The organism is Mucilaginibacter pallidiroseus (assembly GCF_007846085.1).
GTDB lineage: Bacteria > Bacteroidota > Bacteroidia > Sphingobacteriales > Sphingobacteriaceae > Mucilaginibacter > Mucilaginibacter pallidiroseus.
Genome location: NZ_VOEJ01000005.1, coordinates 46,242 through 71,122 on the forward strand (window position 1 = coordinate 46,242; position 24,881 = coordinate 71,122).

17 protein-coding genes are annotated in these 24,881 nt (G+C 39.0%); 3 read left to right on the forward strand and 14 right to left on the reverse strand.

The features are described from left to right. The first annotated feature begins 1,204 nt into the window (after positions 1 to 1,204). The 3 genes from FPZ43_RS11260 (at position 1,205) to FPZ43_RS11270 (ending at position 4,843) form a co-directional block, all read left to right on the forward strand. Complete coding sequence (locus FPZ43_RS11260) at positions 1,205 to 1,660, forward strand: BLUF domain-containing protein (RefSeq protein ID WP_146382026.1); 456 nt, start codon at positions 1,205 to 1,207, stop codon at positions 1,658 to 1,660. A gap of 1,111 nt (positions 1,661 to 2,771) precedes the next feature. Continuing rightward, positions 2,772 to 3,107: a helix-turn-helix domain-containing protein gene (locus tag FPZ43_RS11265; RefSeq protein ID WP_146382027.1), complete on the forward strand. Its 336-nt coding sequence runs from the start codon at positions 2,772 to 2,774 to the stop codon at positions 3,105 to 3,107. A gap of 692 nt (positions 3,108 to 3,799) precedes the next feature. Further along, entirely contained in the window at positions 3,800 to 4,843 is a 1,044-nt protein-coding gene (locus FPZ43_RS11270) for an NHL repeat-containing protein (RefSeq protein WP_146382028.1), read from the forward strand. A gap of 136 nt (positions 4,844 to 4,979) precedes the next feature. On the opposite strand, the gene FPZ43_RS11275 is transcribed toward FPZ43_RS11270, so the two are convergent. From FPZ43_RS11275 to FPZ43_RS11340, 14 genes are all read right to left on the reverse strand, one after another. Further along, entirely contained in the window at positions 4,980 to 6,146 is a 1,167-nt protein-coding gene (locus tag FPZ43_RS11275) for a glycosyltransferase family 9 protein (RefSeq protein ID WP_146382029.1), read from the reverse strand. A gap of 105 nt (positions 6,147 to 6,251) precedes the next feature. Beyond that, the gene (locus FPZ43_RS11280; protein ID WP_146382030.1) at positions 6,252 to 6,809 is read right to left on the reverse strand and encodes a D-sedoheptulose 7-phosphate isomerase; all 558 of its coding nucleotides are present in this window, start codon (positions 6,807 to 6,809) and stop codon (positions 6,252 to 6,254) included. A gap of 10 nt (positions 6,810 to 6,819) precedes the next feature. Further along, positions 6,820 to 7,824: a D-glycero-beta-D-manno-heptose-7-phosphate kinase gene (gene rfaE1, locus FPZ43_RS11285; RefSeq protein ID WP_146382031.1), complete on the reverse strand. Its 1,005-nt coding sequence runs from the start codon at positions 7,822 to 7,824 to the stop codon at positions 6,820 to 6,822. Positions 7,825 to 7,863: 39 nt separating this feature from the next. After that, positions 7,864 to 9,234: an exopolysaccharide biosynthesis polyprenyl glycosylphosphotransferase gene (locus FPZ43_RS11290; protein WP_146382032.1), complete on the reverse strand. Its 1,371-nt coding sequence runs from the start codon at positions 9,232 to 9,234 to the stop codon at positions 7,864 to 7,866. A 184-nt stretch (positions 9,235 to 9,418) separates the two neighbouring features. Beyond that, the gene (locus FPZ43_RS11295) at positions 9,419 to 10,750 is read right to left on the reverse strand and encodes a UDP-glucose dehydrogenase family protein (protein WP_146382033.1); all 1,332 of its coding nucleotides are present in this window, start codon (positions 10,748 to 10,750) and stop codon (positions 9,419 to 9,421) included. A gap of 40 nt (positions 10,751 to 10,790) precedes the next feature. Then, entirely contained in the window at positions 10,791 to 11,681 is an 891-nt protein-coding gene (locus tag FPZ43_RS11300) for a glycosyltransferase (protein ID WP_146382034.1), read from the reverse strand. A 32-nt stretch (positions 11,682 to 11,713) separates the two neighbouring features. Further along, on the reverse strand, positions 11,714 to 12,607 hold the full coding sequence (locus tag FPZ43_RS11305; protein WP_146382035.1) for a glycosyltransferase family 2 protein: 894 nt from the start codon (positions 12,605 to 12,607) through the stop codon (positions 11,714 to 11,716). Between the two features lie 8 nt (positions 12,608 to 12,615). Beyond that, positions 12,616 to 14,079: a lipopolysaccharide biosynthesis protein gene (locus FPZ43_RS11310; protein ID WP_146382036.1), complete on the reverse strand. Its 1,464-nt coding sequence runs from the start codon at positions 14,077 to 14,079 to the stop codon at positions 12,616 to 12,618. Between the two features lie 26 nt (positions 14,080 to 14,105). Next, complete coding sequence (locus tag FPZ43_RS11315; protein WP_146382037.1) at positions 14,106 to 15,335, reverse strand: glycosyltransferase family 4 protein; 1,230 nt, start codon at positions 15,333 to 15,335, stop codon at positions 14,106 to 14,108. After that, positions 15,332 to 16,273 (reverse strand): glycosyltransferase, encoded by a 942-nt coding sequence (locus FPZ43_RS11320; protein ID WP_222430963.1) that lies wholly within the window; start codon positions 16,271 to 16,273, stop codon positions 15,332 to 15,334. The genes FPZ43_RS11315 and FPZ43_RS11320 overlap by 4 nt, the downstream gene beginning before the upstream one ends. Before the next feature lie 317 nt (positions 16,274 to 16,590). Then, on the reverse strand, positions 16,591 to 17,583 hold the full coding sequence (locus tag FPZ43_RS11325; protein WP_146382039.1) for a glycosyl hydrolase: 993 nt from the start codon (positions 17,581 to 17,583) through the stop codon (positions 16,591 to 16,593). A 44-nt stretch (positions 17,584 to 17,627) separates the two neighbouring features. Further along, the gene (locus tag FPZ43_RS11330) at positions 17,628 to 19,931 is read right to left on the reverse strand and encodes a GumC family protein (RefSeq protein ID WP_146382040.1); all 2,304 of its coding nucleotides are present in this window, start codon (positions 19,929 to 19,931) and stop codon (positions 17,628 to 17,630) included. Between the two features lie 45 nt (positions 19,932 to 19,976). Further along, positions 19,977 to 20,780, reverse strand: coding sequence for a polysaccharide biosynthesis/export family protein (locus FPZ43_RS11335; protein WP_186461821.1), 804 nt, complete (start codon positions 20,778 to 20,780; stop codon positions 19,977 to 19,979). 237 nt (positions 20,781 to 21,017) lie between these two features. Further along, the gene (locus FPZ43_RS11340; protein ID WP_146382042.1) at positions 21,018 to 24,878 is read right to left on the reverse strand and encodes a malectin domain-containing carbohydrate-binding protein; all 3,861 of its coding nucleotides are present in this window, start codon (positions 24,876 to 24,878) and stop codon (positions 21,018 to 21,020) included. Between the last annotated feature and the right edge of the window lie 3 nt (positions 24,879 to 24,881).

The window sequence follows — 24,881 nt, forward strand, 5'->3', positions numbered from 1 at the left end:
AGCTTGAAGGCGAACTGTTTGGGGAAGACAATCATCACGTTTATCATACGGCGTGACGGTACTCCAATATAATGTGATTAATAACAGCGATGTAAGAGGGTGTATTTAGCCCCGAAGGCACTTGCGGGAAAACTGTTGCCTTTAAAGATGATGTAAGCGATTGATACTTTTGGGGGCACATTTTCAGGCGAATTCCGTGATCGGACAATTCGAATAGAGCAACTTTATCATCAAAAAACATGTCAATAACGCTTTGCTCAAATACCTTCTCTTGAACAACATAGTTGATCATATGTCTTCTTCTGTAACTGTTCCATAAACATAAACCCCTCTTTTTTCCTCGGTTCATATAATGCTGTAATTAGCGCAACTTTGCACTAATGCATTATACGTTGGCTTTTGTAAAATGTTAAGGTTTAGTTTATTCAAATTTTGAATCACCGTTCAGTATGTGCATTATCAAATAATATTACACATATATATTATTTTGTAATTGCTATCAAACATATTTATTTATTTCTATTCCCACAATAGTTTATTTAAATACATAACCGCTGTATAAGCTGACTTCTATGTTACTTTCATAATAATTAATTGCTTAGTGCGGAATTTTAAGTGAGTAGCAGGTTACGTTACCTGTGAGACTTTTACAACTTATTGCTTTGAAGTAAATTAGGCATGCTGCATGGTTTTGCAAATCAAAATCAGATCCACGTATTAGAATAGCCTTAGAATTAGCCTTCCTTATACCCAAACTACACTGTAATTCAATACTTTTGCGCACCCTACTGGACACGCTTATGACCTTCACTGTTGACAATGTAAAATTGTTTATCGACTACGTCGAAAATCTATCCGTACGTAATGGCATTTTAGGACCATTTTACTATCCTGACACGCAAATAAGGGAATGGAATATTATTAAAATTGATGACCGATTTATGCTAAGACTGCTTAAGATGTCCCCTGCTGATCATCAATTGCTTGTAGAATTATATACCTAATTGCTGCTTAAAAAAAAGGCAATTGCCTATTACTTAATTTTTAAAATTAAAAGTTACTTTTGAGCGTTGATTGATATAATGTATTCATAAAAGCTGGGCTTATCGTATTCACACCAGGTTTACTTAAATGGTTTGCATATCCCATTTGTAGGGTAAAGAAAATGCGCAGCGAGGTTAAAAACACGATCGATTAGAAAATTATGCTACATTGTTTAACTTACATAAGTAAGGCGGCTCAATTTATGTCTGACGCTCAACTGCTTACCTTATTAGAAGAATCGCGTAAGAATAATCAGGAATTTGGTATCACCGGAATGCTCCTTTACGTGCGCAGTTCGCTTCTTAAGCATCCGCATGGTCGTTTCGTACAAGCACTTGAGGGTACTGAAACTAATGTGCATAGGACGTTCGAAAAAATCAAAACTGACAAGCGGCATCATGGAATAACCCTCATAAACCGATTCGACATTCCCAAAAGATCATTCAATGATTGGACAATGGGTTTTGAAACATTGAGTTCACTAACATTTAGTGAACATGCGAAAGGATTCAAGCTCGACCAGACATTCCTTTCAAAAAACGGGCCTGATTTTTACGAACCTGTATTAGATACCCTAAAATCATTTTACTATCTAAATAAAACTTACGGTAGTTAGCAACCACAGTTGCGCTATGAGTGACTCTTATAATGATTTCTAACCGTTTATCTGTTTATAATATAATTGGATGAATAGCCATCCACCAACGCAGTAAATTTTAAAGTCCGCCATTCGCCAATACTTCTTTGAACCAGACAATATTTTTAACGCTATATTCAGCCCGTTTAATTAATACGTCTGGCTATACCCTCATCAGTTCTTAAGAGTCCCATCGTAAAATAACTACAGCGTTAACAAAAAATAGCGCTGCGAGGAGCGCATCCCTGTCACCTTGATCTGTAATATAGGTCGGTTCTACTTTGAACCTCTCAACAGATGCATCGATATTAAGTCTGATAATTATTTGTCTTCCAACTCTGCAGCTTTGGAAACGTACGTGATATGCACAAGATGAATTAAATTAAATACGCCGTTTGTGAAAAACACCTTTTGGCCCACATTTTTCCACTTAGCAATTTTGTTCCTCAATGTTGGCTCATCTGTAAGTCTATCATTAACGTTCTCTCGAGTTTGAAACGCATATAACGTTTTTTAAACGGATAATGTTAGATATAAGCTCAGCAAACCTTGTTAGGTTGGACTATGTAATTTTAGGTATAATTAATGATCACTTATAGGAAGTCAACAATGTACAGATTGAGATTCGTAAAAAGTATTCTTAAATCCAGCACAGCACAAACGTTGCAGCATAATATTGTCGACCGTATAAGCAAAATTGTCCGTGTTTCCCGCTTACTACACAAATGCAGCACAAATATTAAACAGCAAAATTTCAGGCATTTGTATTGAGGGAAATAACATTATGGATACATTTTTTTCTTTTGACCCTGCCGAAATGTTTGGATTAATTTTCATCACTGCTGTTGTAATTATTTATGTAACATTGACTTTATCCAGTATACGCAAGTCACGCAATTATAAACGAATGGAGGAATAATGAATTATTCAGCTGCATAACTGCTCCAACTGCAAACATCATGGATAAATGGACCATCGAAATTTTAAAGGATGATAAAATCCATTTTACTAAAAAATTTTAAAATATATGGCCAACTATTGACAACGTATATGTTGCAACGTATATTTATATGTCTAAATCTTTTCGGATATGTCTAAGCGTGATGGCCAAATACTTGAAGCTCAGATTAGAAGATCTTCATACAGTATCAGTGAAATTGCCGGACTTATGGGCGTAGATCGACGCACCATTTATAACTTATTCTCCACTAAGGATGTTAAAACTGAGTACATCATACAAATAGGCAATCTAATTAAATATGATTTTTCTTATGACTTTCCAAATAAAGTAAAACATACAGACTTTAACTTTAAACCACTGCCAGCGTCTAGCGAAGAAAACCGTAATAATTGGAAAGACAGATACATTGAGCTTTTAGAAAAATACACCAAGCTTCTAAACAGGATGATTGACGAAGATAAATAACATCGTTCAATCCTTTGTGCCTTTTTAGCGTGACCCTTTGACAATTCACATCCGTCAATATCTTTAAAGCTTACTGTTGACATTGACAGGTCAATGGTCGCCGGTGAGAAAAAACTGTAAATTTCGTATACCATAATGACGCTCTTCGTGCTGTTTAAATGCAACGGCAGCGTGTAAATTAGCAGCATAAAAGGCGCTGTTTCCTAGCAGCTTATTGAAATGCCAGTAACTGTAATCATTTAAAATGACGTGTCACTATTAACAAAATTTCTTGCTTAAGCAATCCAAACCTTATGAAAGCATTTATTATTTGCTGCACCATCCGAGGTGTGATGTGCAACCTACGCGTTACCGCTAAACGTACTCAACTCACTCAATTTTTCGTCTACGACGGACGTAGGTGGTTGTGTACTCTAAGCAAGGGCATTAACGAGAAATACAAAGTCATATCTTCTGGCGTACTGCCTCCTTCTATTACTGAGCTTGAAAGCTTAGGTGGAGAGATTGATTTATTCGAGAAGGCAACACTGGAGACCATTTGATATGAAGAAAACCTGTGTGATACAATGCAAAAATTGCACACAAACGGCTCAAGTTGACTAAGTATATATTTTTAGATTTTAGTATAGATAGCTTTGTAGAAGGCGATAATATGATTGATAAAAATCCTATTAAAGCCTTTAGCTGTAACTATGAAAAAACGTACCTTATGTCAGCTACTTTACGCTGTCCTTGCAACTGCATTATTGCTAACCAGCTGTAAACTTGACCCACCTATTTATCCGCAACATGATACGGAAGGCGAAACTGTCCCTGGTCAACCTCAACACCCGGTTGTCAACACAAATCTTAAAGTAACAACTGTTATGTCGGGGTTAGATAACGTTCCACAGCCCTCCAGAATATGTACTACTGTTAATGGCAACATTTATGTGACTTCGTTTAGCCGTGGAATGGTTTTTAAGATCACAGCAGCCGGATCTGTAACGACAGTATTAAGAAACCTGGACAAACCGCAAGGTATTAAGGCAGATAAAAACGGGAATATCTATGTGATGATTACTGGTGCTAACAAAATTATCAAAATAACACCTGATGGACAAGCAACTAATATCCCTTTAAGTTTGCCCATTGATGGGGCACAAGATCTAGCTATAGCTGATGACGGAACAATTTACATTGCAGATACTGGCAATCAACGAATATTGAAAGTGAAATCTCAAGGCGAAGCAACCGTTTTTGCAGGGAAAATAGATGTATTTGGGTTAAAAGACGGTGTGGGCTCAAACGCTCATTTTAGCTCTCCAAGCAACATTAGGCTGGCAGCTGATGGTTTTTTATGGGTAATTGACGGTAACGGTGTCGATAGAAGTGCTAAATCAATTCGTAGAATTACCAAGAGCGGGCAAGTAAACACGTATTATTTACAAAAAACAAAAGGCTTATTTATATCAGACATAGCGGTGGCCAAACGCGACAAGCAATTGATTTCCTCGCCCGTTGAAAATCTTTTTTTGGTATTATCGAATAATACGCTTAGTCATTTAGGAACGAATGGCGTTGAAACGATAATATCACCAACGACGGCATCCGGTTTTCTGAATGGCGATATTAAACAAGCACAGTTTTCAAACCCAACGGGAATTTCGGTATCCGGTGCTAACATCTACATAGCAGACCAAAACAATAATGCTATCAGAAAAATTACCAGCTCTAAAACCAATAAAACCAATTAACCATGTTCTTTAATAAGTTATTAAAATAACCGACTTATATTTTACATTGTCACCTATGAAATATAGTGAATAAAAAAGGCTGTCACTTTAAAATGACAGCCTTAGTATTACAGGAATTATTTAGATGGTTTTGTTTCTATGTGAAAGCGGGTGGTGCCTTTTCTATTTGAGCTGCATTGTAAGTTGACGTATTTAATATTTCGTTTACAACAATACTCACCTCAAACGGATAAATATTTTTCATACAAATATTATCGTCACAAACAAATTTACCACACCCTGTTACCAGATCGCACTGAACAACGCGTTTTAATAATGTTACCTGACCAGGATAAAAACTATGTGGTTTCCAAACATTAATATTTGATGTGCCGCTAAAAAGAATGACCGATTTTTTTCTCAGCATCGCCGCGATGTGTGAAAATCCCGACTCAAGCCCCATGAATAGTACCGACTTTTTTACGAGGTAAATAGACTGTAGAATATTGTACTTGCCTATACAACTTATTACATTTGGTATAGAAGCAATTGTAACGGCTTGTGCTGGGGTTGCATCATCTGCCGTCCCTAAAACATATACGGGTATATCCCTGGCAACAATTTTCAAAGTTTCTATGAAATTATCTACCGGCCACCGTCTCGATTGTGCGCCAGCTCCTAAATGTATCACCATATAGCGATCAGGCAAAACTATATCTGTTACAGGAGTATTTGGCACATCATTTTCATCCCAGTAATCTTCAAACCTGATTGCAGGTAACCGCAAATAATCAAAAATTGGCTTAATTAAATCGGTGCTATGTCCATTGTGTTCAAAATCAAAAACTTCATTTAACAGTGCTTCCCCGCCGCCAACGTTGTAACCGGCAAAAACTTTTTTGCGGGTAAAAAACTTAATGAACAAATTATTGCGCAAGTCGCCTCTAATGTCAAATAGCAAATCGGTTTTAATCGCTCGGAGTTGCTTGATAAATTTTAGGTAGCTGCCTTTTTTACCACGCGCAAACCACGGTGCGTCGGCCACCATCACATTATCTATAAACTTAAGTTTACTCGCAATAGCAAAGTTCTGACTATTGACCACAAGGTTTACCTTATAGTTTGAAGTAACCTTTAATTTTTTTAATGCTGGAAGCATCAATATCAAATCTCCAATATGAGCGAACTGTACTATGGTTATTTCTTTAACCTCAGGCTTTTGCGGACCTTTAAAAAAAATGTAGAGCAATTTATCTACCAACCTCACAAAACGCAGTTTATTTGCTGATATATTGCCACTAAACCTATATGTAATTTTTTTCATTGTTGAATAGGATTCGATTTTAACACCCAAGCAAATTGATGATAACGAGCCGTTGTTGAGCGATAGATCATACTTAACAGCCACTTTATGGCAGAAAGCGCTTGATTAGTCAAAAAGACCATCAACCGCTTTACAAAAGATATGGCCTATTAGTATATGCATTTCCTGCACACGTGCAGTTATCTGGGACGGCACCACAATATTAGTATCGCACATACCGCTCATTTTGCCACCACCCCGGCCTGTTAGGCCTATTGTTCGGCAACCTACACCTTTTGCAACCGATAAGGCGTTAAGAATACCAGGGCTGTTTCCGCTTGTAGATATGGCGATGAACAGATCACCTGGCTTAGCAAAAGCTTCTAATTGCCTCGAAAAAACATGATCGTAACCGTAATCATTTGCAATTGCAGTTAGTGCCGATGTATCTGTAGTTAGCGCCATTCCCGGCAAGGGCTTGCGTTCTTTTACAAATCTACCCGTTAGCTCTGCCGCTATGTGCTGAGCATCTGCTGCACTGCCGCCATTACCGGCAAGAAATACAAAATTGCCAGCTTCGATAGTTTCTGTAATCAGCTTACAGCCCTCCTCAATATCCTCAGTGGATGCCTCTATAAGGTTTCGTATAGTATCCAAATGATCGTTTAATTCTTCTAAAATCATGTAGCTTTTATTAGTGTGATGCTTGAAATTTGTGCGTTTCGTTTTGTATCTCCATAACAATTTCTTCTAATGTTACGGTTGCGCTGCCTACCTGCCTAATTACAATTGCTGCAGCATAATTAGCAATCTCGCAAGCCTCGTCCAGGTCAAAGCCCAATGCCACAAAAAATGAAATGGTGGCTAAAACGGTGTCGCCGGCGCCAGTTACATCGTATACCTCCGTAGCTTTTACAGGCAGGTTTGTAATGCCTTTTTTATTAAAAATTGATATCCCTTCTTCTGATAAAGTCACAACAAGGTTTTCAACTTCAGTTTGTTCAATAATAAGCTTTGCAGCCACTTGCAGATCAGCAATCGTATCAACTGAATCTACCTTAGCCGCAACAGCCAATTCGCTCCGGTTTGGTTTAATTACATATGCGCCGCTATACTTGGTATAATTACTTCCCTTAGGGTCAATAATAACTTTCTTTTGGTACTGCTTAGCAATCTGAATAATCCTCCTTGTAAGGTTTGAAGATAAAAAGCCCTTATTGTAATCAGATAAAACAACTATGTCTGCATTTTGAATAAGAGGTTCCAGATGACCTATCACATGCGCTTCTGCAGCTACATTTAAGTTATGAGTGCTTTCTTTATCAAGGCGGGCAAGTTGATGGCCTTCCACCAGTATCCTGGTTTTTACAGTTGTTGCCCGGTCTTTGTCTCTAAGTATACAATCAGTATTAACACCTTCACGCTTCAATATTTCTGAAACCTGATCTGCAGGCACGTCATCCCCCGTTGCACAGCTGATAGACACATTTGCGCCAAGTGCTACAAGGTTTTGCACAACATTGCCAGCACCGCCAAGCGTATATGTTTCCGCCTTCAAATTTACAACTGGGACAGGGGCCTCTGGCGATAATCGGCTTGCTTTCCCCGTCATATAATGGTCAATCATTATATCACCAATCACCAGTAAATTTGGACGACAGCCTGCCGACTGCAAATCTTTGAGTTTGTCGATTAACATATGTTTTTAAATATTTTTTTATTTGATATGAAAGGTATGCTAATAAGCATTTTCGTCGCCATTTATAACGTGAAATACCGTCATGAATATTATTTTTAAATCAAGCAGCATAGACCAGTTTTCCAGGTACCATATATCATGCTCAACTCTTTTTTGCATTAGTGTAGGGTCTTTCGTTTCACCTCTGTATCCGCTTACTTGAGCCCAACCAGTAATTCCCGATTTCAGGAAATGCCTAACCATGTATTGATTTATAATCTGGCTATACTCGCTGGTATGAGTAAGTATATGTGGCCGGGGGCCAACTACGCTCATCTCGCCTAAAAACACATTGAAGAATTGCGGTAATTCATCAAGGCTTGTTTTCCTTAGAAACCTGCCTATTGGCGTAATTCTGTCATCATTAATAGTTGCCTGCTTTTCGCCTGCATTCATTCGCATGCTTCTAAACTTGTAGCATACAAAGTCTTTGTTATCTTTTCCGCTTCGCAACTGTTTAAATAGTATCGGACCGGGGCTCTGAAGCTTGATAATTAAACCAATTATCGGGTATAGCCAGCTTATGATAAATACAATAACCAATGAGCTGAATATCAGGTCAAACAACCGTTTTTTAACTCGGTTCTCTATCTCTTCAAGTGGCTCATGTCTATGACTTAGAACTGAAAATTCGCCCATGTAGCTAAGTTTAAGATGATTTACCATAGATTCTGACATATCTGGTATAAGCTTTAGACGAAGGCAATTCTTCTCAGCCTGTTTCTGAAGCAACTCAAATTCATGAATCCTGTCTGTTGACAGGGACATGTATATGTCTTTTATGCCGCTGTCAGCTGCGGATTTAAGTTGCCCGACGATCGATGGTAAAACCTGACCGTGAGCATCGAGATATGACGTGCTATGTTGATCCAAGAAACCCTCGAACGCAAAATAGCTATCACGCTCTTTGAAAAAGCCCGCCAGCCGTAATGCCATTGGATTGTTGCCGATAACCGCCACTGAGCGCGCGATTTTAAAGTGCTTTTTAAATAGTTTTTCCGACAGAAAATATAGGTAACTATTAACTGTCATGCATAGAAACATAATGATGTAAAAAAGCAAAGTAGAGCTAATTACATCAGCAGACCCTTTAGATAGCAATATGTAAGGCGTAAACAGGATACTAAAAAGTGTCAAGCTCTTAAATGTAAGCGTGTAACTGTTACGTTGACTATGCAAAAACTTACGATTATAAAGGCCGAAATATATGGCTGTAAAAACCCAAATGTAGTTTGCAACAACCAATTGACTTGTAAAACTATTAACACCAAAATTGCTATGACTAAAAGCTACGATAAAAGCAAAATTGGTTATTAAAATGTCTATTACAGACATTGCCATGTAAACTAAATAAAGGTAGCGTGTTTTCATATTAGATCTTAGTATAGTTCGGGATGATAAACAACCTGTAACTATTTACCAAAATAAATCAATGCTCAAAAAAGCATTGATTTATTAGGTGCCACCGCAATATACATCCAATTTAAAAGATAGCTTTGCGAGGGGATATTGTTGGATAGTTAATGTGAAATTGTGTGTATAAAACGTTTGTTTTTTATACGCTTTGTGTCTGATAGCTCCCGACTGTTGCACGCCCCATACTATTGTAGTAAAAGCCGATGTCGTTCATTTTAGCAACATCAAACAGGTTTCGGCCATCAAATATTACTTTGCTGCCCAACAGATTGCTCATTTTAATAAAGTCAGGATTTCTGAAAACACTCCACTCGGTCAATATCAGTAAAGCATCTGCTCCGTTTAATGCATCATATTGATTTTCTGCGTAAGTAATTGTTGCGCCCAATAACTGCTCAACATTTTTCATAGCTTCCGGGTCATAAACATTTACCTTGGCACCGCTACTTAACAGTTCATCAATCACCTGTAAAGCAGGTGCTTCGCGGATGTCGTCCGTCTCTGGCTTAAAGGCCAGTCCCCATAATGCAAATGTTTTGCCAGTTAAATCATCTCCGTAAAAGGCCTTGATTTTACTAACCAAAACCGATTTTTGGAGCGCATTTACATCCATTACCGCGTTTAGAATCTTAAATTCATAGTCGTTTTCAGAAGCTGATCTTGCCAAAGCCTGAACATCTTTCGGGAAACAGCTGCCGCCGTAACCAATTCCAGAAAACAGAAAGCGCTTGCCAATACGCTCGTCAGCACCAATGCCAAGTCTGATCATGTCAACGTCTGCACCTACCTTCTCGCAAAGGTTAGCAACTTCGTTCATGAATGATATTTTTGTAGCCAAAAACGAATTTGCTGCATATTTGGTCAGTTCGGACGATCGTTCGTCCATAAACACAATTGGGTTACCTTGGCGCACATAAGGCGCGTAAAGTTCGTTTAATAGTCCTTTGGCAGTCTCATCGGTTGTACCGATTACAATCCTGTCTGGCTTCATAAAATCCTCGATAGCAACACCTTCCCGCAAGAATTCAGGATTTGAAACTACTGCTACCTCGACATCTGTATACTGCTTGAAAATAGCTTTCACTTTATCAGCGGTGCCTACCGGTACAGTGGATTTGGTGACAATCACCTTGTATGACGATATCGTTAACGCAATGTCTCTTGATGCACCAAGCACATAACTTAAATCAGCTGCGCCATCACCTCCCGGAGGAGTCGGTAAAGCCAAAAAGATAATTGTTGCCTCTGATACTGCTTCGGCAAGGTTAGTAGTGAAGTGAAGCCTATGCTCCGCAATGTTGCGGTGCAGCAATGTCTGTAAGCCGGGCTCATATATTGGTGACTGACCTTCGCGCAACATATCAACCTTTTGCTGATTGATGTCCACGCATGTAACATCATTTCCGGTTTCTGCTAAACAAGTACCTGTTACAAGGCCTACGTAGCCTGTTCCAATAACTGCAATTTTCATATTTTTATAATTAAATGGTGAATGTGTTTTTGTAAGCGTATTACTCACGCTGAGCAGATTTGCCCATGCTTACCTTAAATTTTTCTTTAGCGGTGACAACAGATAAATAGTACCTGATGTAAAAAACAAGCAGCTTTTGCGCTACGTGCATCTGTTTACCCTTGGCTATAATCAAAGGAATACTTTTTACCGGCGGGCGTAAATCATATAAAAGCTTAACAGCTGCCTGCAATATGTTAGGCGACGATTTTTTAATGCCGGCCTGGCCCCCACCTACTCTTTTGGCTTTCTTTACCAATTCTGCAAGATGATGCCTTGCTGGATGGCTCACTATAACATTATCAGCATACAAGATTTGGAAACCAGCGTTACGCGCCCTTACCGCCCACTCGTAATCGCCGCCAGAAAGCAGGTCTTCACGAAACATGCCTACTTTTTCAAATACGTGCTTATAAGCGAACATGTTTGCGGTAACGCCGGTACCATCTTGCTCCACGTATATATCCTGATTAAAGGCATAAACGGTTTCATAAAGTTCGGCATTTGTTAATTTATCCGATTTGTAGTAAAGACGGATTTTTCCGGCAATGCGCTGATAATCTGTACCGTTTTCAAAAGCAGTTATCGCATTGCTAATCCAATCGCTGTCCGGAATACAATCCGAATCTGTAAATCCAATAATTTCGCCTTTTGATATCCGTATACCGGCATTACGTGCTACATATGAGCCTGGTTGTTCCTCCACCACAACTTTGCAGTTGCCAGGCAAAAAATAACCTTCCGGCACTTTGTCGGCCGTGTAGTTATTCACGACGATGATTTCGAACAGCTCGGAATCGTAGTCTTGATTAGATAGTGCTTGCAGGCACAAAGAAAGCCTTGCCCAATCTTTATAAGTTGGTATGATGATCGAAACAAATTTCGGGGTCATAAAAGTTTATAATGAGTTAATGATTTTAAAAACTACTTTAATTGCTTGACATACTGCCTTGCTTTGATTTTTACTTTATGATATAAAGCAACCTTAGGCTGATGCACCTGTAATAAGCTGTTCACATACTCGGGGAATAAATACTGAAAAGACATGATCTCGGTGTATATATATAGATCGATAGTTGACTTAAGCGCAGGTGTTAACTGGGATCGGTAGCGCAGTTCGTTTTTAATCTGTAACCGTAGGTTTACTCTGTTATTTAAGATTTGCTTTAACTTAGTAAGATCCGTACTCTTTGATACTGAATTATTCGAAAAGTGAACAATTGTATTGATACTTTTATCTGTAATTACAACGGCCTTATTTTTTATAAGTCTGAACAACAAATCGTATTCCTGAGATGAAGTTAACGCCTCATCCCATCCGTTTACCGCGCGTAAAGCAGTAGCCCGCCATAGGTTTGAGCTCGTAATACCTAATTTCGAGTTAATAAGCCCCCTCCAAATGTTTTGGTCGGTATAACGGGTTATCTCCGTTTTGCCATTATCATATTTAAGCAGACAATCCCCAGCCACAACATCTGCGTTTGCTGCAAGTGCAAGATTTAGCTGCTGCTGAATCTTTTCGGGCAATAATTCGTCGTCTGCATCCAGAAACTGTATCCATTCGCCTTTAGCGTATTTCAAACCGTAATTACGTGCAGCGGGAGCACCTTTCTTTAGTTCCTGATATATTCTGATCAAATCAGGGTGCTTTGCCTGGTAATCTCTCATTACCGCAAAAGTTTGATCAGTTGAATTATTATCAACAAGAATTAACTCAATATCTTTGATATCTTGCTTCAATACGCTCGTTATTGCTCTGTCAATAAAAGCTGCACAATTGTAACAGGGGATAATTATTGAAACCATAGGCATATTCATTGATGAAACTATTTTTTACGAAAACCGGTGTAAAAGGCCATCAATTCAGTTTTCATAAATAACCATATGATAGAGCTGTAGCAAGCCATAGTGATTATTCCAGTAATAACATAATTTACCCCGGCAGCCTTTACCAGGTAAGCAACAATCGTGGTAATTATTGCGTCAATAACCGGTGGCTTAATAGCCAATAAAAACTCTTTAAAGCTGATCTTGATAGGGATTAAATAGTTGAAGGTGTACTGCGCCACCAAGACAACAATAAATTTATTAAGCAAAATAGCCCAGGCGGCACCTAATATGCCATAGTAATAGATACCTACAGCTAATGATGGAACAAAAATAGCCGCCTTCAATATCTGTTGCTTCATCTCCAGACCTGGTTTGCCCAGCCCCCTTAACAAGGCGGTATTACCGCTCACTAAAATGTGCAGCATTACCGAAAAAGATAATATTTGCAGCGGCCCAACAGTTCCGGCCCACTTAGCGCCGAAAATGTTGACCACAAACTGATCGCCCGCTACAATAAAATAAGTCATGATCGGGAATATAAACAGACAGTTAAAAAGCACAACCTTTAAGTAGTATTTCTTTAACAGCTCAGGATCGTTTTGCTTTTTACCGTAAATAGGGTACATAACACTATTGATAACAGCCATCAATCTACTTCTGAAGGTATCCGTAAGTACGAATGCCAATGTGTAAATACCAAGAGATGAAGCGCCCAACAGTTTACCGATTAACAGATAATCGATATTGTTATATAAGTAATTTAAAATATTAGATCCGGTAGTGTAAACTCCAAAACCAAATACATCTTTAAAAGCTTGTTTTTCTAAAATAAACGCCGGTTTCCACTTTGTTGCGTTAAAATACAAAGGCATGGCAAAAAACAAATTGGCTACAGAATTAAACACAAGCGCCCAAACCCCTGCGCCCATAAAGGCCATTATAAGAGCAATGACACCTGCGAGTATATTTGATGTATTATCTATAAATGCCAGCTTCTTAAAGTTCATTTCTTTAGTAAGCTGTGCTTTGTGTACAAGGTTAACCGGGCTAACCAATATCCCTATGCTTAATACAGGGATAATTTGCTGCAACATTGGTTCGTGATAAAATACCGCTGCGAGTTTGGCTACAACTAAGCTCATGATGGCAAACAAACAAACGGACCATATTACCCCTACCCAAAACGCGGTGTGAAAGTGCTCCTTACGTAAATCTTCAACTTTACGCTGTACTAAAGCTGAACCAACGCCCAAATCATTCAACACCTGCACAAATCCGGTAAAAACCACAGCCATACCAACAAGGCCAAACTGCCCCGGAAATAATAATTTCGCTAAAATTAGTTTTAATCCGAAAGCAAAGGATTGATTTACGACAAGTTGTAAGAAATTCCAAAATATCCCGCTTGTAACAAGTTTCTTATCGTTTTGTAAAGCAGGTTGCTTAACAGTAGTATCCATCAATTTTAATATTTATGCTTTACCGATTATAATGTTGGCTTAGTAGCGATTGTAACCGCTTGGCTTACCAAGTCGCCGGTTACTTCTTTGTAAAGCGACAAATGTTTGCTTATATATTTTTGAACCGAAAAGTTCCTGGCTTCTCTTACGCAATTTGCTTTCTTTACGGCCAACTGTTCCCTGTTTTTTAAAATGTAACTTAATTGAGCTGCTAACTGCCCCTTACTGGGCGAAAATATCCAGGATGTGTCCGAGCTGTAAAGCTCTTTCAAGCCTCCTCGGTCTGATTGGCATACCGGTACCATGTACGACAACGATTCAATAACTATACGACCAAATGGCTCATTCCATAGCGCAGGGACCACTAATACATTTATGTTATGGTAAAAGTCATCTTGCTTAACTACGCCTAAAAACTCACATTCCACATCATTGAGCTTAAGCTTAAGCTTAAGTTTGTTTATAAATCCCGGATTACCATGGCCTGCAAATAATATCTTCAAATTAGATTTTTCTGCCACATCCAAGGAAGCTATTTCATCAACCATATAGCTTACCCCTTTGTCACTATCAATCCGGCCAATATAGCCAAACACAATTTTTTGGGTCGGCTCGCTTGTATTGAAGGAGGTGTTTCTCGTGTCAACCGCATTGTAAATCAGTCTGCTCTTTGCAGCGATTTGTGGGTGATAAGACTGATATTTACTCAGTATAAAGTTGCTTATGCCAATAAACCTATCAGGGAATTTGAAAAAATGTTTTTTGACGCTGTGTGTCGTTTTGCAGGGGCTGCAAAGCGTATTACAATTATTACTATTATACAAACTGCATTTGTGGCACAACATATAATAATCGCGCATAGAATGTACTAACGGGATTTTCTGCTGTTTGATGATATACCACAAAAACGGCGAAAATCCTTGTATACTATTAGTATGTGCGATATCCGGTTGTATGCGCTTTAATATTGATTTTACCTTAAAATAATATAAAAAATTCAGCGAGTCGAGTAAGTGCCAGAACACTTTTAAAAACTGGGAATGCGGCTTTTTGTCGTAACTGTTAAAAATATTTAATTGTTTAATGCTAATTACAATTACCCCGTTTACTGTGTAAACTTTATCTTCAACACCAGTAGTTAATACATAAACCTGGTTGCCTGTAGCTCTTAACCCTTCAGCTAGTAGCTTTACTGAAATTTCTGCACCACCCACAAAAGCAGGAAAATAGTAGGTATTTGTAATTAATATTTTCATACGGTTATAGCTTTTGACTGCACACCTTCTGATACTTCCTGCGGCATTCCTTTTTGTAAAAGATACTTCCTTGTGACGAACGACCTTATCTTTAATACAAATGCAGCTTCATCAAATGACTCAGCATGTGCCCTTATAAAAGCCGGGCTAAAAGTTAAGGTCTCAAATAAATCGATAGCGCCTTTCAATGCAAGCGCAGTTTGCTCTTTAAAAAATAAGGCGGTGGCTGAAGCAGCGTCCGTTGTATAGGGAATCATTGTTTCTGTTACTCCGCCTTTACCGTAAGCTATTACAGGCCTTCCCGAAGCATTAGCTTCTAACGGTGTTATGCCATAGTCTTCTAATTGAGGAAATATAAATGCCTTACAATTAGCGTAGACCTGGGCAAGTTCTTCACGCGTTAAACCACTTAAAAATGTGATATTAGGGCTGGATATTTTTCTAAGTTCATCTTCTCTTGAACCCTTGCCAACGATAACCAAGTTATGTTGCGGCATGCTTTTAAAAGCTTCGATAACCATATCCACTTTTTTATAAGACTCAAAGCGGGATACAACGAGGTAGTATTGCCCATAACCTTGTGAGACAAAAAAGTTGTCGCATTTTACTGAGGGGTTTATGATAGCAATTTCGGTCTTAGGTTGATAGGCTGCTTTAATCCTCGGAAGCACTTCTTGCGAATTGGTAATAAACCAACTAGTTTTATCAGCAAAACCTTTATCTACACCCTTCATGTAGTTGATAACCTTTTGATATATAAATTTTTTGACACGGCCCGAGTTAGCTATCTTCTCATATGACTCAGAACTCCAAACCAATCTGAAGGGATTGTGGCAGTACGTTATAATTAGGGCATTACTTGCTGTTTTAACGTATTTTGCACAGTGTGTTGTTGACTGTAAAACAACGTCAAAAGCTGTTAAATCCAGCTTTTGCATAGCCAATATGCCCAACGGAAAATAAAATCGTTTACAATTTTTTTCGCTCTTAAAGAGTTTACCGAACCAACTGGTTTTTATTTCACAATCTCTGAATTCAGGATACGTGTTTTGCTCATCATAGCTAAGCGTATATATCGGAGCGTTTGGAAAAGCGTTGTGAAAGCTTAACGCAACCTGTTCTGCTCCGCCTTTACAAACCAGGTTGTCATGTACAATGGCGATTTTCATAGTGTATTTATCGTGTTTAAAATTGGTAGTGATCTATTTCGACACCATACGGTGCTGCAAAATGATTTTCGCGCAAAAAGAAATGGTTACTTAAATCCTTGTATCAGCTGTTTGTAAGCAGTGTAGGCTTCTTTTGGCGCATATAATCTATTGCCTTCCTGATTTATCAAGCCGTAGTGGGCTTCCTCAGCATTACGTTTGCTTAATGCCGGCTGATCATAGAGTTCATATACAAATATGCCAGTTACGCCGTTACTAATTAGTTGAGGTATAGTACTGGTTAAATAATTACTTTGCGTTACCAAATCGGCCTTTAAGGTTCCTTCGGAATAATTAATCTCGGTAACCCAAACCGGTTTGTTGAACTTCGTTTTGATAATCTCCAGCATGTTAATACCGTTTGGTCGTGCGTTGGTAATTGGCCCCATATTGGAGTACCAATGGCAACCCACTATATCATACTGTACATTGTTGTCTTTTAATAATTGCAAATAATAATAATGGGTATAGCTTACTGATAAGGTTATCTTCATATTAGGAGCTACCTTTTTAACCCCGTCAGTAAAGCCCTTAATGGCCGTTATTACACGCTGTGATTTTTCGATGTCATAGTCAGATTTTTTGGTGCCGCCAGAATTGCGCGGTAGCATAATTTTTAAATCAGCTTCGTTATTCACCTCTATAACAGAAAAGTACTTTCCATATCGCTTTGCAAAGTTATTTCCCTGCTTATAGCTGACATTATAAATCGCTTCGCTATCAAGCCCTTTAAGCCCGCTTTGCATAAGTACCGGTAACGCTGCTAACCCGTTATCGGCTAACTTGGACAATAATTGCGTAAACGCTTGATCTTTCTTTGAAAAACCGTCGCTATCTAATAGAACATCGAAGCGATAAGTACTTACATGAAGGTCTTTTAAATCAGTTATTTGCTGGTCAATATTTTTGGTGTAGGCTACTTGGGTGAGCGGGTGCCCATTTATTCCCCATGTCACTTGGGGTAAACTATGTTGCGCAAGTGCTAAATCAAAAATGCACAAAAGCATTAGCAATGTAGTAACCGCTGGTTTGATTTTCATCTCAGTACGTAGGTGCTATTAATGTAGACAGTTTTAAATCACAGTTACTTGACAACATCCCCGTAACCAATTCCGTAACCGTACCCTGAATATTTCGCCTTAGAAAAATCAACATCATTTATCACCAGGTATAAGTTTTCTACGTTATCCTTGGTCTTGATATCATTGATAATGTCAATTTGGTCTTTTCCGGTATAGTTGTGACGGCATACAAATATGGTCATGTCTACATGTTTTTGTATAACCAAAGCATCAGAAACCAAACCAACAGGTGGGCTATCTACAAGGATAAAATCAAAACTCTTTTTTAGTTCATTAATCAGAGTTGGAAGTTTTTCACTCAAAAGTAATTCGCTTGCGTTAGCAACTACCGGACCAGACGAAATCAAAAAGCAATTGTCATCAAATTTGCTTGGTTTAATCATTTCGCTAATTGGTAGATCATCCATTACGTAGTTAGAAAAACCTTTTTCCTTATTATTGATACCCAAGAACCCTGATAGGCGTGGTTTGCGTAAATCAAGTTCAAGCAAAACCACCTTTTTCCCTGCCATTGCAAGTGTACTTCCCAGATTTGATGTTAAGAAGGTTTTACCCTCCCCTTCTACGCTCGATGTGATCATAATCACGTTTGATTGCTGATTATCCAATAAACTACGTAGTTTGGTCCGAAGCGTTCTGAAACTTTCGGTAACAGGAGACCTGGAATTTATATCTACTAATCGACCATCAGAAATAGCGTTGTGTCCAATTTTGCCGATGATCATTACATCGGTTTGTTTTTCGATATCAGCTTCCGAGTTGATTTTCTTTGCAAACAAGCTTTTCGAATTAACATACCCTAGTGGTACGATAAATCCCAAAAAGAAAGACATCACATAAATAATGGGCTTAATAGGTTTAGCAGGTGTTTTGCTACTTTTGGCACTGTCAACAATACGTGAGTAAGGCATATCCGCAGCTTTTGCCATGGCTGTTTCCTCACGTTTTTGTAACAAGTACACATATAGCTGCTGTTTTAATTCCTGCTGTCTCGCAAAATCGCCTATGGCGCGCTGTTTGCCCGGAACCGCACGAATTTTACTTGTTACGGCATTATTCTGGCTATTTGAGCCAGCGGTGGTCAGTGCAATCTCCCTCGAATAGCTGTCGATACTTTGCAACAAGTTGCGCCTTGCTAAAGATATCTGTTGGTCAAGATTTTGAATAACCGGGTTGGATTCTGTGTAAGATAACTTGCTCTTTTCTCGCTCATTAATAAGGTTATTGTATTGAACCAAACCAGCTGCAAACGAAGCATTTTGAATGCTTAAGGAACTTGGAATAACATCTTTATTCCCTGCATCAGCCAGGCGCCTTTTCAAAGCGTTGATTATGGACAATTGTACCTGTTGTTGCTGGTACCTATCTGCATAGGCACTCGCGTTCCCTACTAATACTTTTGATTGTTCAGCAATATCAGTAATATTATTATCGCTCCTAAATGCCTGATAATTCCGTTCAATACCACTAAGTTCCTGCTCAACAACAGCTATCCGGTTATTTACAAAGTTTATAGTACTATCAATATTCCGTTTTCTGTTGGCCAAATTGTCTGCCAGATAACGAGTCATAATTGTTTGTAAAATGGCTTCTCCCTTTTTTGAATTTGGGTAGTAAAGGGTTAGTCCTACCGTTGTAGTTGCCTTATCAGTAAACTCAGCATCATAGCCGTTCATAATTGCTGTGGTTGCATCGTCTTCGGATTGTATCGTAGTCGAAAATTCCTGCTTTACGGGGGCAACTCCGTTACGTTTTTGGATTTGAATATTATATTGTGGCAACGACACTGTTTTCCCAAACGGAACTTTCATATCCACACCTTCATCGCTGTTGGCTATATTGACAGTTTTGTCATCTACCACATTTATTACGTATTCTCTTTGTTTCAAAGAATCTACCTTATTTTTTATTATATCAATTACAAACGGTGTTTCGTCAAACGCTTCGGTTGCTAAAAAACCGCTTTTATAGAAATATCTAATATTAAGGTGCATACTTTGCACAACTTCCTTCATCAGGCTTCTTGATCGCAGCACATCCCCTTCATTTTTGATGTTATCGTTCAACGTTAATGCAGTTGACGCACCACCATTTGCAAATTGTGAAGAAGCATCTGGCGAAGTAGGGTGCTGTTGAAGTAATATAGTGCTTGACACAAGATATTGCTTAGTTGAAAAAGTTACATAAGCATAAGCAAGGCCCAAAAACACAACGAAGCTTATTGCGAATAAATACCAGTGTAACTTTAATTGTAAAAGAAATTTATTAACGGCATTGCCATTCTCTTTTACCGGGCGGATCTCCATAAAAGTTTATTTTATTGTTGTTGAGTAATTGAAGTGACGGGTTGCTTATAAATACCTAATAGCTAAAATGATTGCCGTAAATACTGTAGCCCCTGCGGTAATGTATCTAAATACGTTATTATCATTATTCTGCACCTTAGATTTATCAGGCTCTATGTAAACCACATCATTTTGCTTCAGATAGAAATAGGGAGAGTTAAGCGTCGACTTTTTTGTAAGGTCAAGCCTTACGGTTACATTTTTTCCTGCTGCATCCTTGCGAATAAGCAATACGTTATTTCGTTTACCATATACTGTAAGATCGCCGGCATAGCCAATAGCATCAAGCAAACTAACCTGCTCGTTAGGTATAACGTATGAAGCAGGTTTGTTAACTTCACCTATTACAGTTATTCTAAAATTGGAAAAACGAACATCCACAATTGGGTTTTTGAAAAAGTCGGTAGCCCGCTTACGCACAATATCCCTGGCCTCAAGCGTGGTTAGGCCACCTAGCTTTATACGGCCTATTATCGGCACGTCAACAAATCCGGTTTTGTCTACCAGGTAACCGGTAACCGGGTTGATAGTCCCTGATTGAGGATTAACACCCACATTTGTAAACCCACCGTTCCTGCTATTAATAGCAGTCGTAGCTTGTGGATCAATAGTGTTTATATTGATAGCCAGTATATCGTCGGGCTGGATAGTTGTCTCAGTATACGCTGCAATATTGATGGGCGTTGCACTATCCGACTCAGGCATATCCTGAAAATATTTAAGCCTTTTTGTATTTACACACGAACTAAAGGCCACTACTGTGAACAGAAGCGCCAGTTTCAGGTGTTTGGTTGTACCTTGTATTTTCATATTGTTTAGATGATTTTTGGACATATGCCTTATGTAAAGCATGCAAAGCTTCGCCACTCCGCTTACATAAGCAATTTTGTTATTTTAAATATGGCAACTATCATTAGCATCTGATTTTAAATTGGTAATCATGTTGCTAACTGTTATCAAATATTGCAATAAAACGTGTTAAAATTTAGCATTTAAGAGGGTTGACACCTTATTGTAAAATAGTGTGCAATTAATGTGAACAACGGTTTATTGAACGAGTAATTTGGCATAACCCCGCCCACTGTTTGTGCGGACATTGATAATGTAGACACCCATTTGCAATGTCTTATTTAGGTTAATAAGCCTGTTTACGCTTCCTAAATTATCAGTAATGATTTTTTGTGTGTGAATGGGCTTACCCCAACTATCGGTGACGGTTAACACGCCCTCCTCATTTTTGCCAAAATTTGAAAGGCTGATGTTAAAAGAAGAACCTCCATTTGGGTTAGGATAAACGCTTACTTTCTTTTCCGATGAGATCAGATTGAGATCTTTCGATATTGGTGTTGCAGCTAACCTATTGCTTGTAACAACAGTATTATCATTTACCTGAAACAATTCAAGAGCAGCTAAAGCGACCCTATTTGCCGTAGGGTTAAATTTGATATTTAACACGCCGTCGCTAACGGTCACATTATAATCTTTAACAATCGCTGTACGGTACGGCACTTCACTGATGATGTCAAAATTGGTTAATACCCGCTGATTTTCAAGTGTTATCGCAAAAACCCGCTGGCCTTCATCTTTCCAATAATTTTCAACGAAGTGAAATCTAACCTGATAATTACCATTAGTAACAGGTATCTCGTACCTGGTTTCGGCCAAATCAGCAGCTGCAGACAAATAAGTTTGATAAAGGGAATCTATATCAGTACCATCTATGCCGCTCGCAATTACCTGCATATCTAATTTTATAGAACCTTTACGATAGTTTTTGTCAGACTCATACAAGTTGTTTCCAATGGTAACATTTGCGTCGGATCCTCCTTTAATACGCCTGACGACATTCACTGTTGACGTAGCTGTGTTAGCTATGCCGTATAATGGTATCCTTAAGGGGCTGATGCCACTATTGTAGTTAACTATCAATGCAGCATTTTTTATACCTACACTTTGCGGACTAAACCTTATGTTGATGACTTTTGTAGCCTGCACTGCTAATGTTGTAGTGGAAAAACTGCCGGTTGAAAATTCTGATGCATCAGGCCCTACAAGCTGTATACTTTTAATTTGGATTGATGGGTCGGATGTACTGTCAGCATAAGTAGTACCGGTATTTTTAAGCGTTACAGCTATTGTGCTAGTTGCACCTGTTTGTGTTGCATCAAAGTTATAAGCCGTGTTTGGCAAGGGTACCAGGCTGGAGTAATGAACCGATCCCGAATCTGGCCGTATATTTTCTACATAATAAATATTGTCCTGATAATCGTAGTTGGTATAGGATGTGCCGAGGTAATCTCCGTTTAAAAAGTATGCATTCGGAATAACGTTTCCCTTGTCATCTAATGCTTTTAAAACACGTATCCCAATTAATCCGTTGAAGTTTTGTTTTCGATCTGATGAAGACGACCCTACTCTAAAACCGAATGTATTAGTTGGATTAAACTCACCCCGCGCCAGATTAACACTTGACCCGATTAGACGAGGTAAGATCGATTGCCCATCAAGAGGATTGTGCGTGAATATATTGCTGGACGATGATGACCCTTTATTGAAATACCTGATTGATTCTGTTGCTGAGCAGCATCCGTGATAGGCCGCCAGTTGAACAACCGTTACAGGTTTACTAGGGTCTGCACGAACGAAATAATCTGCGTTCACCTCACTTGAGTTTGGTACGCGTGTTTTACCATCCACACTACCATCATTAGCTGCATAGCCAACAACACTTTTAAAACCAAAAGCATTTAAAAGTTGCTGAGCAAATGGTTCATTGGTACTTTCACCCTCCTTTTGCCATATACCGGTAAGCATTACTTTCTTACTTGGCGCAATGCTATCATTACTAATGATAGTTAATGTATCATTTAATATTTTAAGGCGCGTACCTGCATCTTTAGCCCTAAAATTTATAATTACATCGGTATAGGTGCCTGCATTAATTGATACCGGCAATGTTGCAGCAGTATCTGTGCCAATGGACACTATTTTCCAATCCTGTAAGTTTGTAAGGTTTAGTGCTGTAACTCTAAGCTTACCTGTACCTTTATTGTTTATGCGCAACCTTACCTTGTCATGATTAGCATTGTATGGTGTAGTGTCTGGACTGGTACGCCTCCAGGGCACTTGAATTAATGAGAAAACTAACCGATCATTCGATGGAAAACCGTCCATATTTTTCAAAACCATATAAGCGCCCGTGGTTGATTGCGCCGCGATATTGAACGCGTAGGATGTATTTGTCACATTCCCATTTCCATCTACCGCTTTCACTGCAAGCGTATAATTGCCCGCAACGGATAATGTAAATGGCGATTTGTAATTTGTGAAGGCACCGCCATTTATTGCATATTGCAAAGAAGCCAACCCAGATCCGCCTTCGTCAGTAGCAGATAAATACACCTGTACCTGATCATCATAAACACCTGTTGATTTAAGTGTGCCAACTAATCTTGCGGTGGCTGTTGGCACTGTATTGTCCGCAATTGTTGTTGCAGGTATAATATTGATATAATTGAGCTTGGAATTGGTCCCTCCAAATGCATCCACCGTTAATTTACCATCTGTTACCTGTACCAGGCCGGTAGCTACCCGGTATTTATTGGATGAAGAGGGTGTAAAATCGGCTATCACAGGCAGGCCTTCCACATTTATTTGATTATTGCTATCGTAATATCCAGAATCACCGGCACTTACAATTACGCGGTACATACCATTACTCATAGCATACTCCCATGTACCCGGAACCTGACCATTTGTTGTTGCCTGCATTTGTACCAGGCTTAGCTGTTTTATATCTCCAGACCCTGTTCTGAGGCGCATATTTGCTTGGAGGTCGGCAGGTTGGCCAGTTGTGGGGCTTATCCACCCAAATTGCCTCGACGTATTATATGGAAGGCCCGTGTCAGCAATATAACCCGTTGGAATCGGCGCTGAAGCTGTTTGAAAATTGACGTTAACCGTTGCGCTAACAGGAGCTTTCACAGAAGTCAAGGCGAAATCGTCAAACGAATAGGTCACGGCGGTACTTCCATTACGATAGCTTGCATATATACCCGCATAAGTGGTTAAAGTAGCAATATTGGTATTAGCTATGTTGAGTGACGCTGTTGGATAACTTGACCCAACGTTGACAAAGTTTACGCCATCCACCGAATAAAAGCCTTCAACCGTATTTGCTACCGAATCAACTACCATTCGCAGGCTAACGGTTTTATTATTTAAACCGGATATCACTGAAGTTATGCGCTGATCTGGATTACTCGTACCAGATACGGTTGAAGAAACATCATTAAGTTCTTTCCTTAGCTCAACCTTATTTCCGTTTATGGAAAGCTTTATAAATGTTTTATCGTTCAGGCCAAACCACAATCCTGCCTGTTGCGCTTGCGTACCATTGTAAGGGTTAATTAAATTCGCCTCTAATTGTAATTTTGCGGCTGGTGCAACTTGTACCCCCAACACATTTAGCTGATTGTTATTGCCCTGATAATCGATACCCTTGTTAGCTGTCAATTGCAAAACGCCACCTGTTACTGCAATTTTTGAAGGCTCGTAACCGGGCACTGTCGCAAAGGTATTCGAACCGTCTGCGGTGAGCCTAGTGCCTGAATAGGTGTTTACCGTTGTAAAACCAGTACCGAGGGCGTTTCGATCCTTAATTGTCCCTGCAATGTTATTGGAGAAGCTAAGGTTAAATGGTAGCGCCACTTTTAACGCGTTGCAATCCAGCGTACTAATAGGCGGGCAAGTATCAGCAGGCATCAAAATCATTGCCGTACGCCTGTTGGCTAAGCTGCTACCAAAAGCTGCTGAAGTTTGCGTTGATGAGCAAACTATTGCAATTACCAAAATAAGCGCATAACAAAACACGACGGCATACCCGTCTTTTCTGGTAAAATTTTTCATATT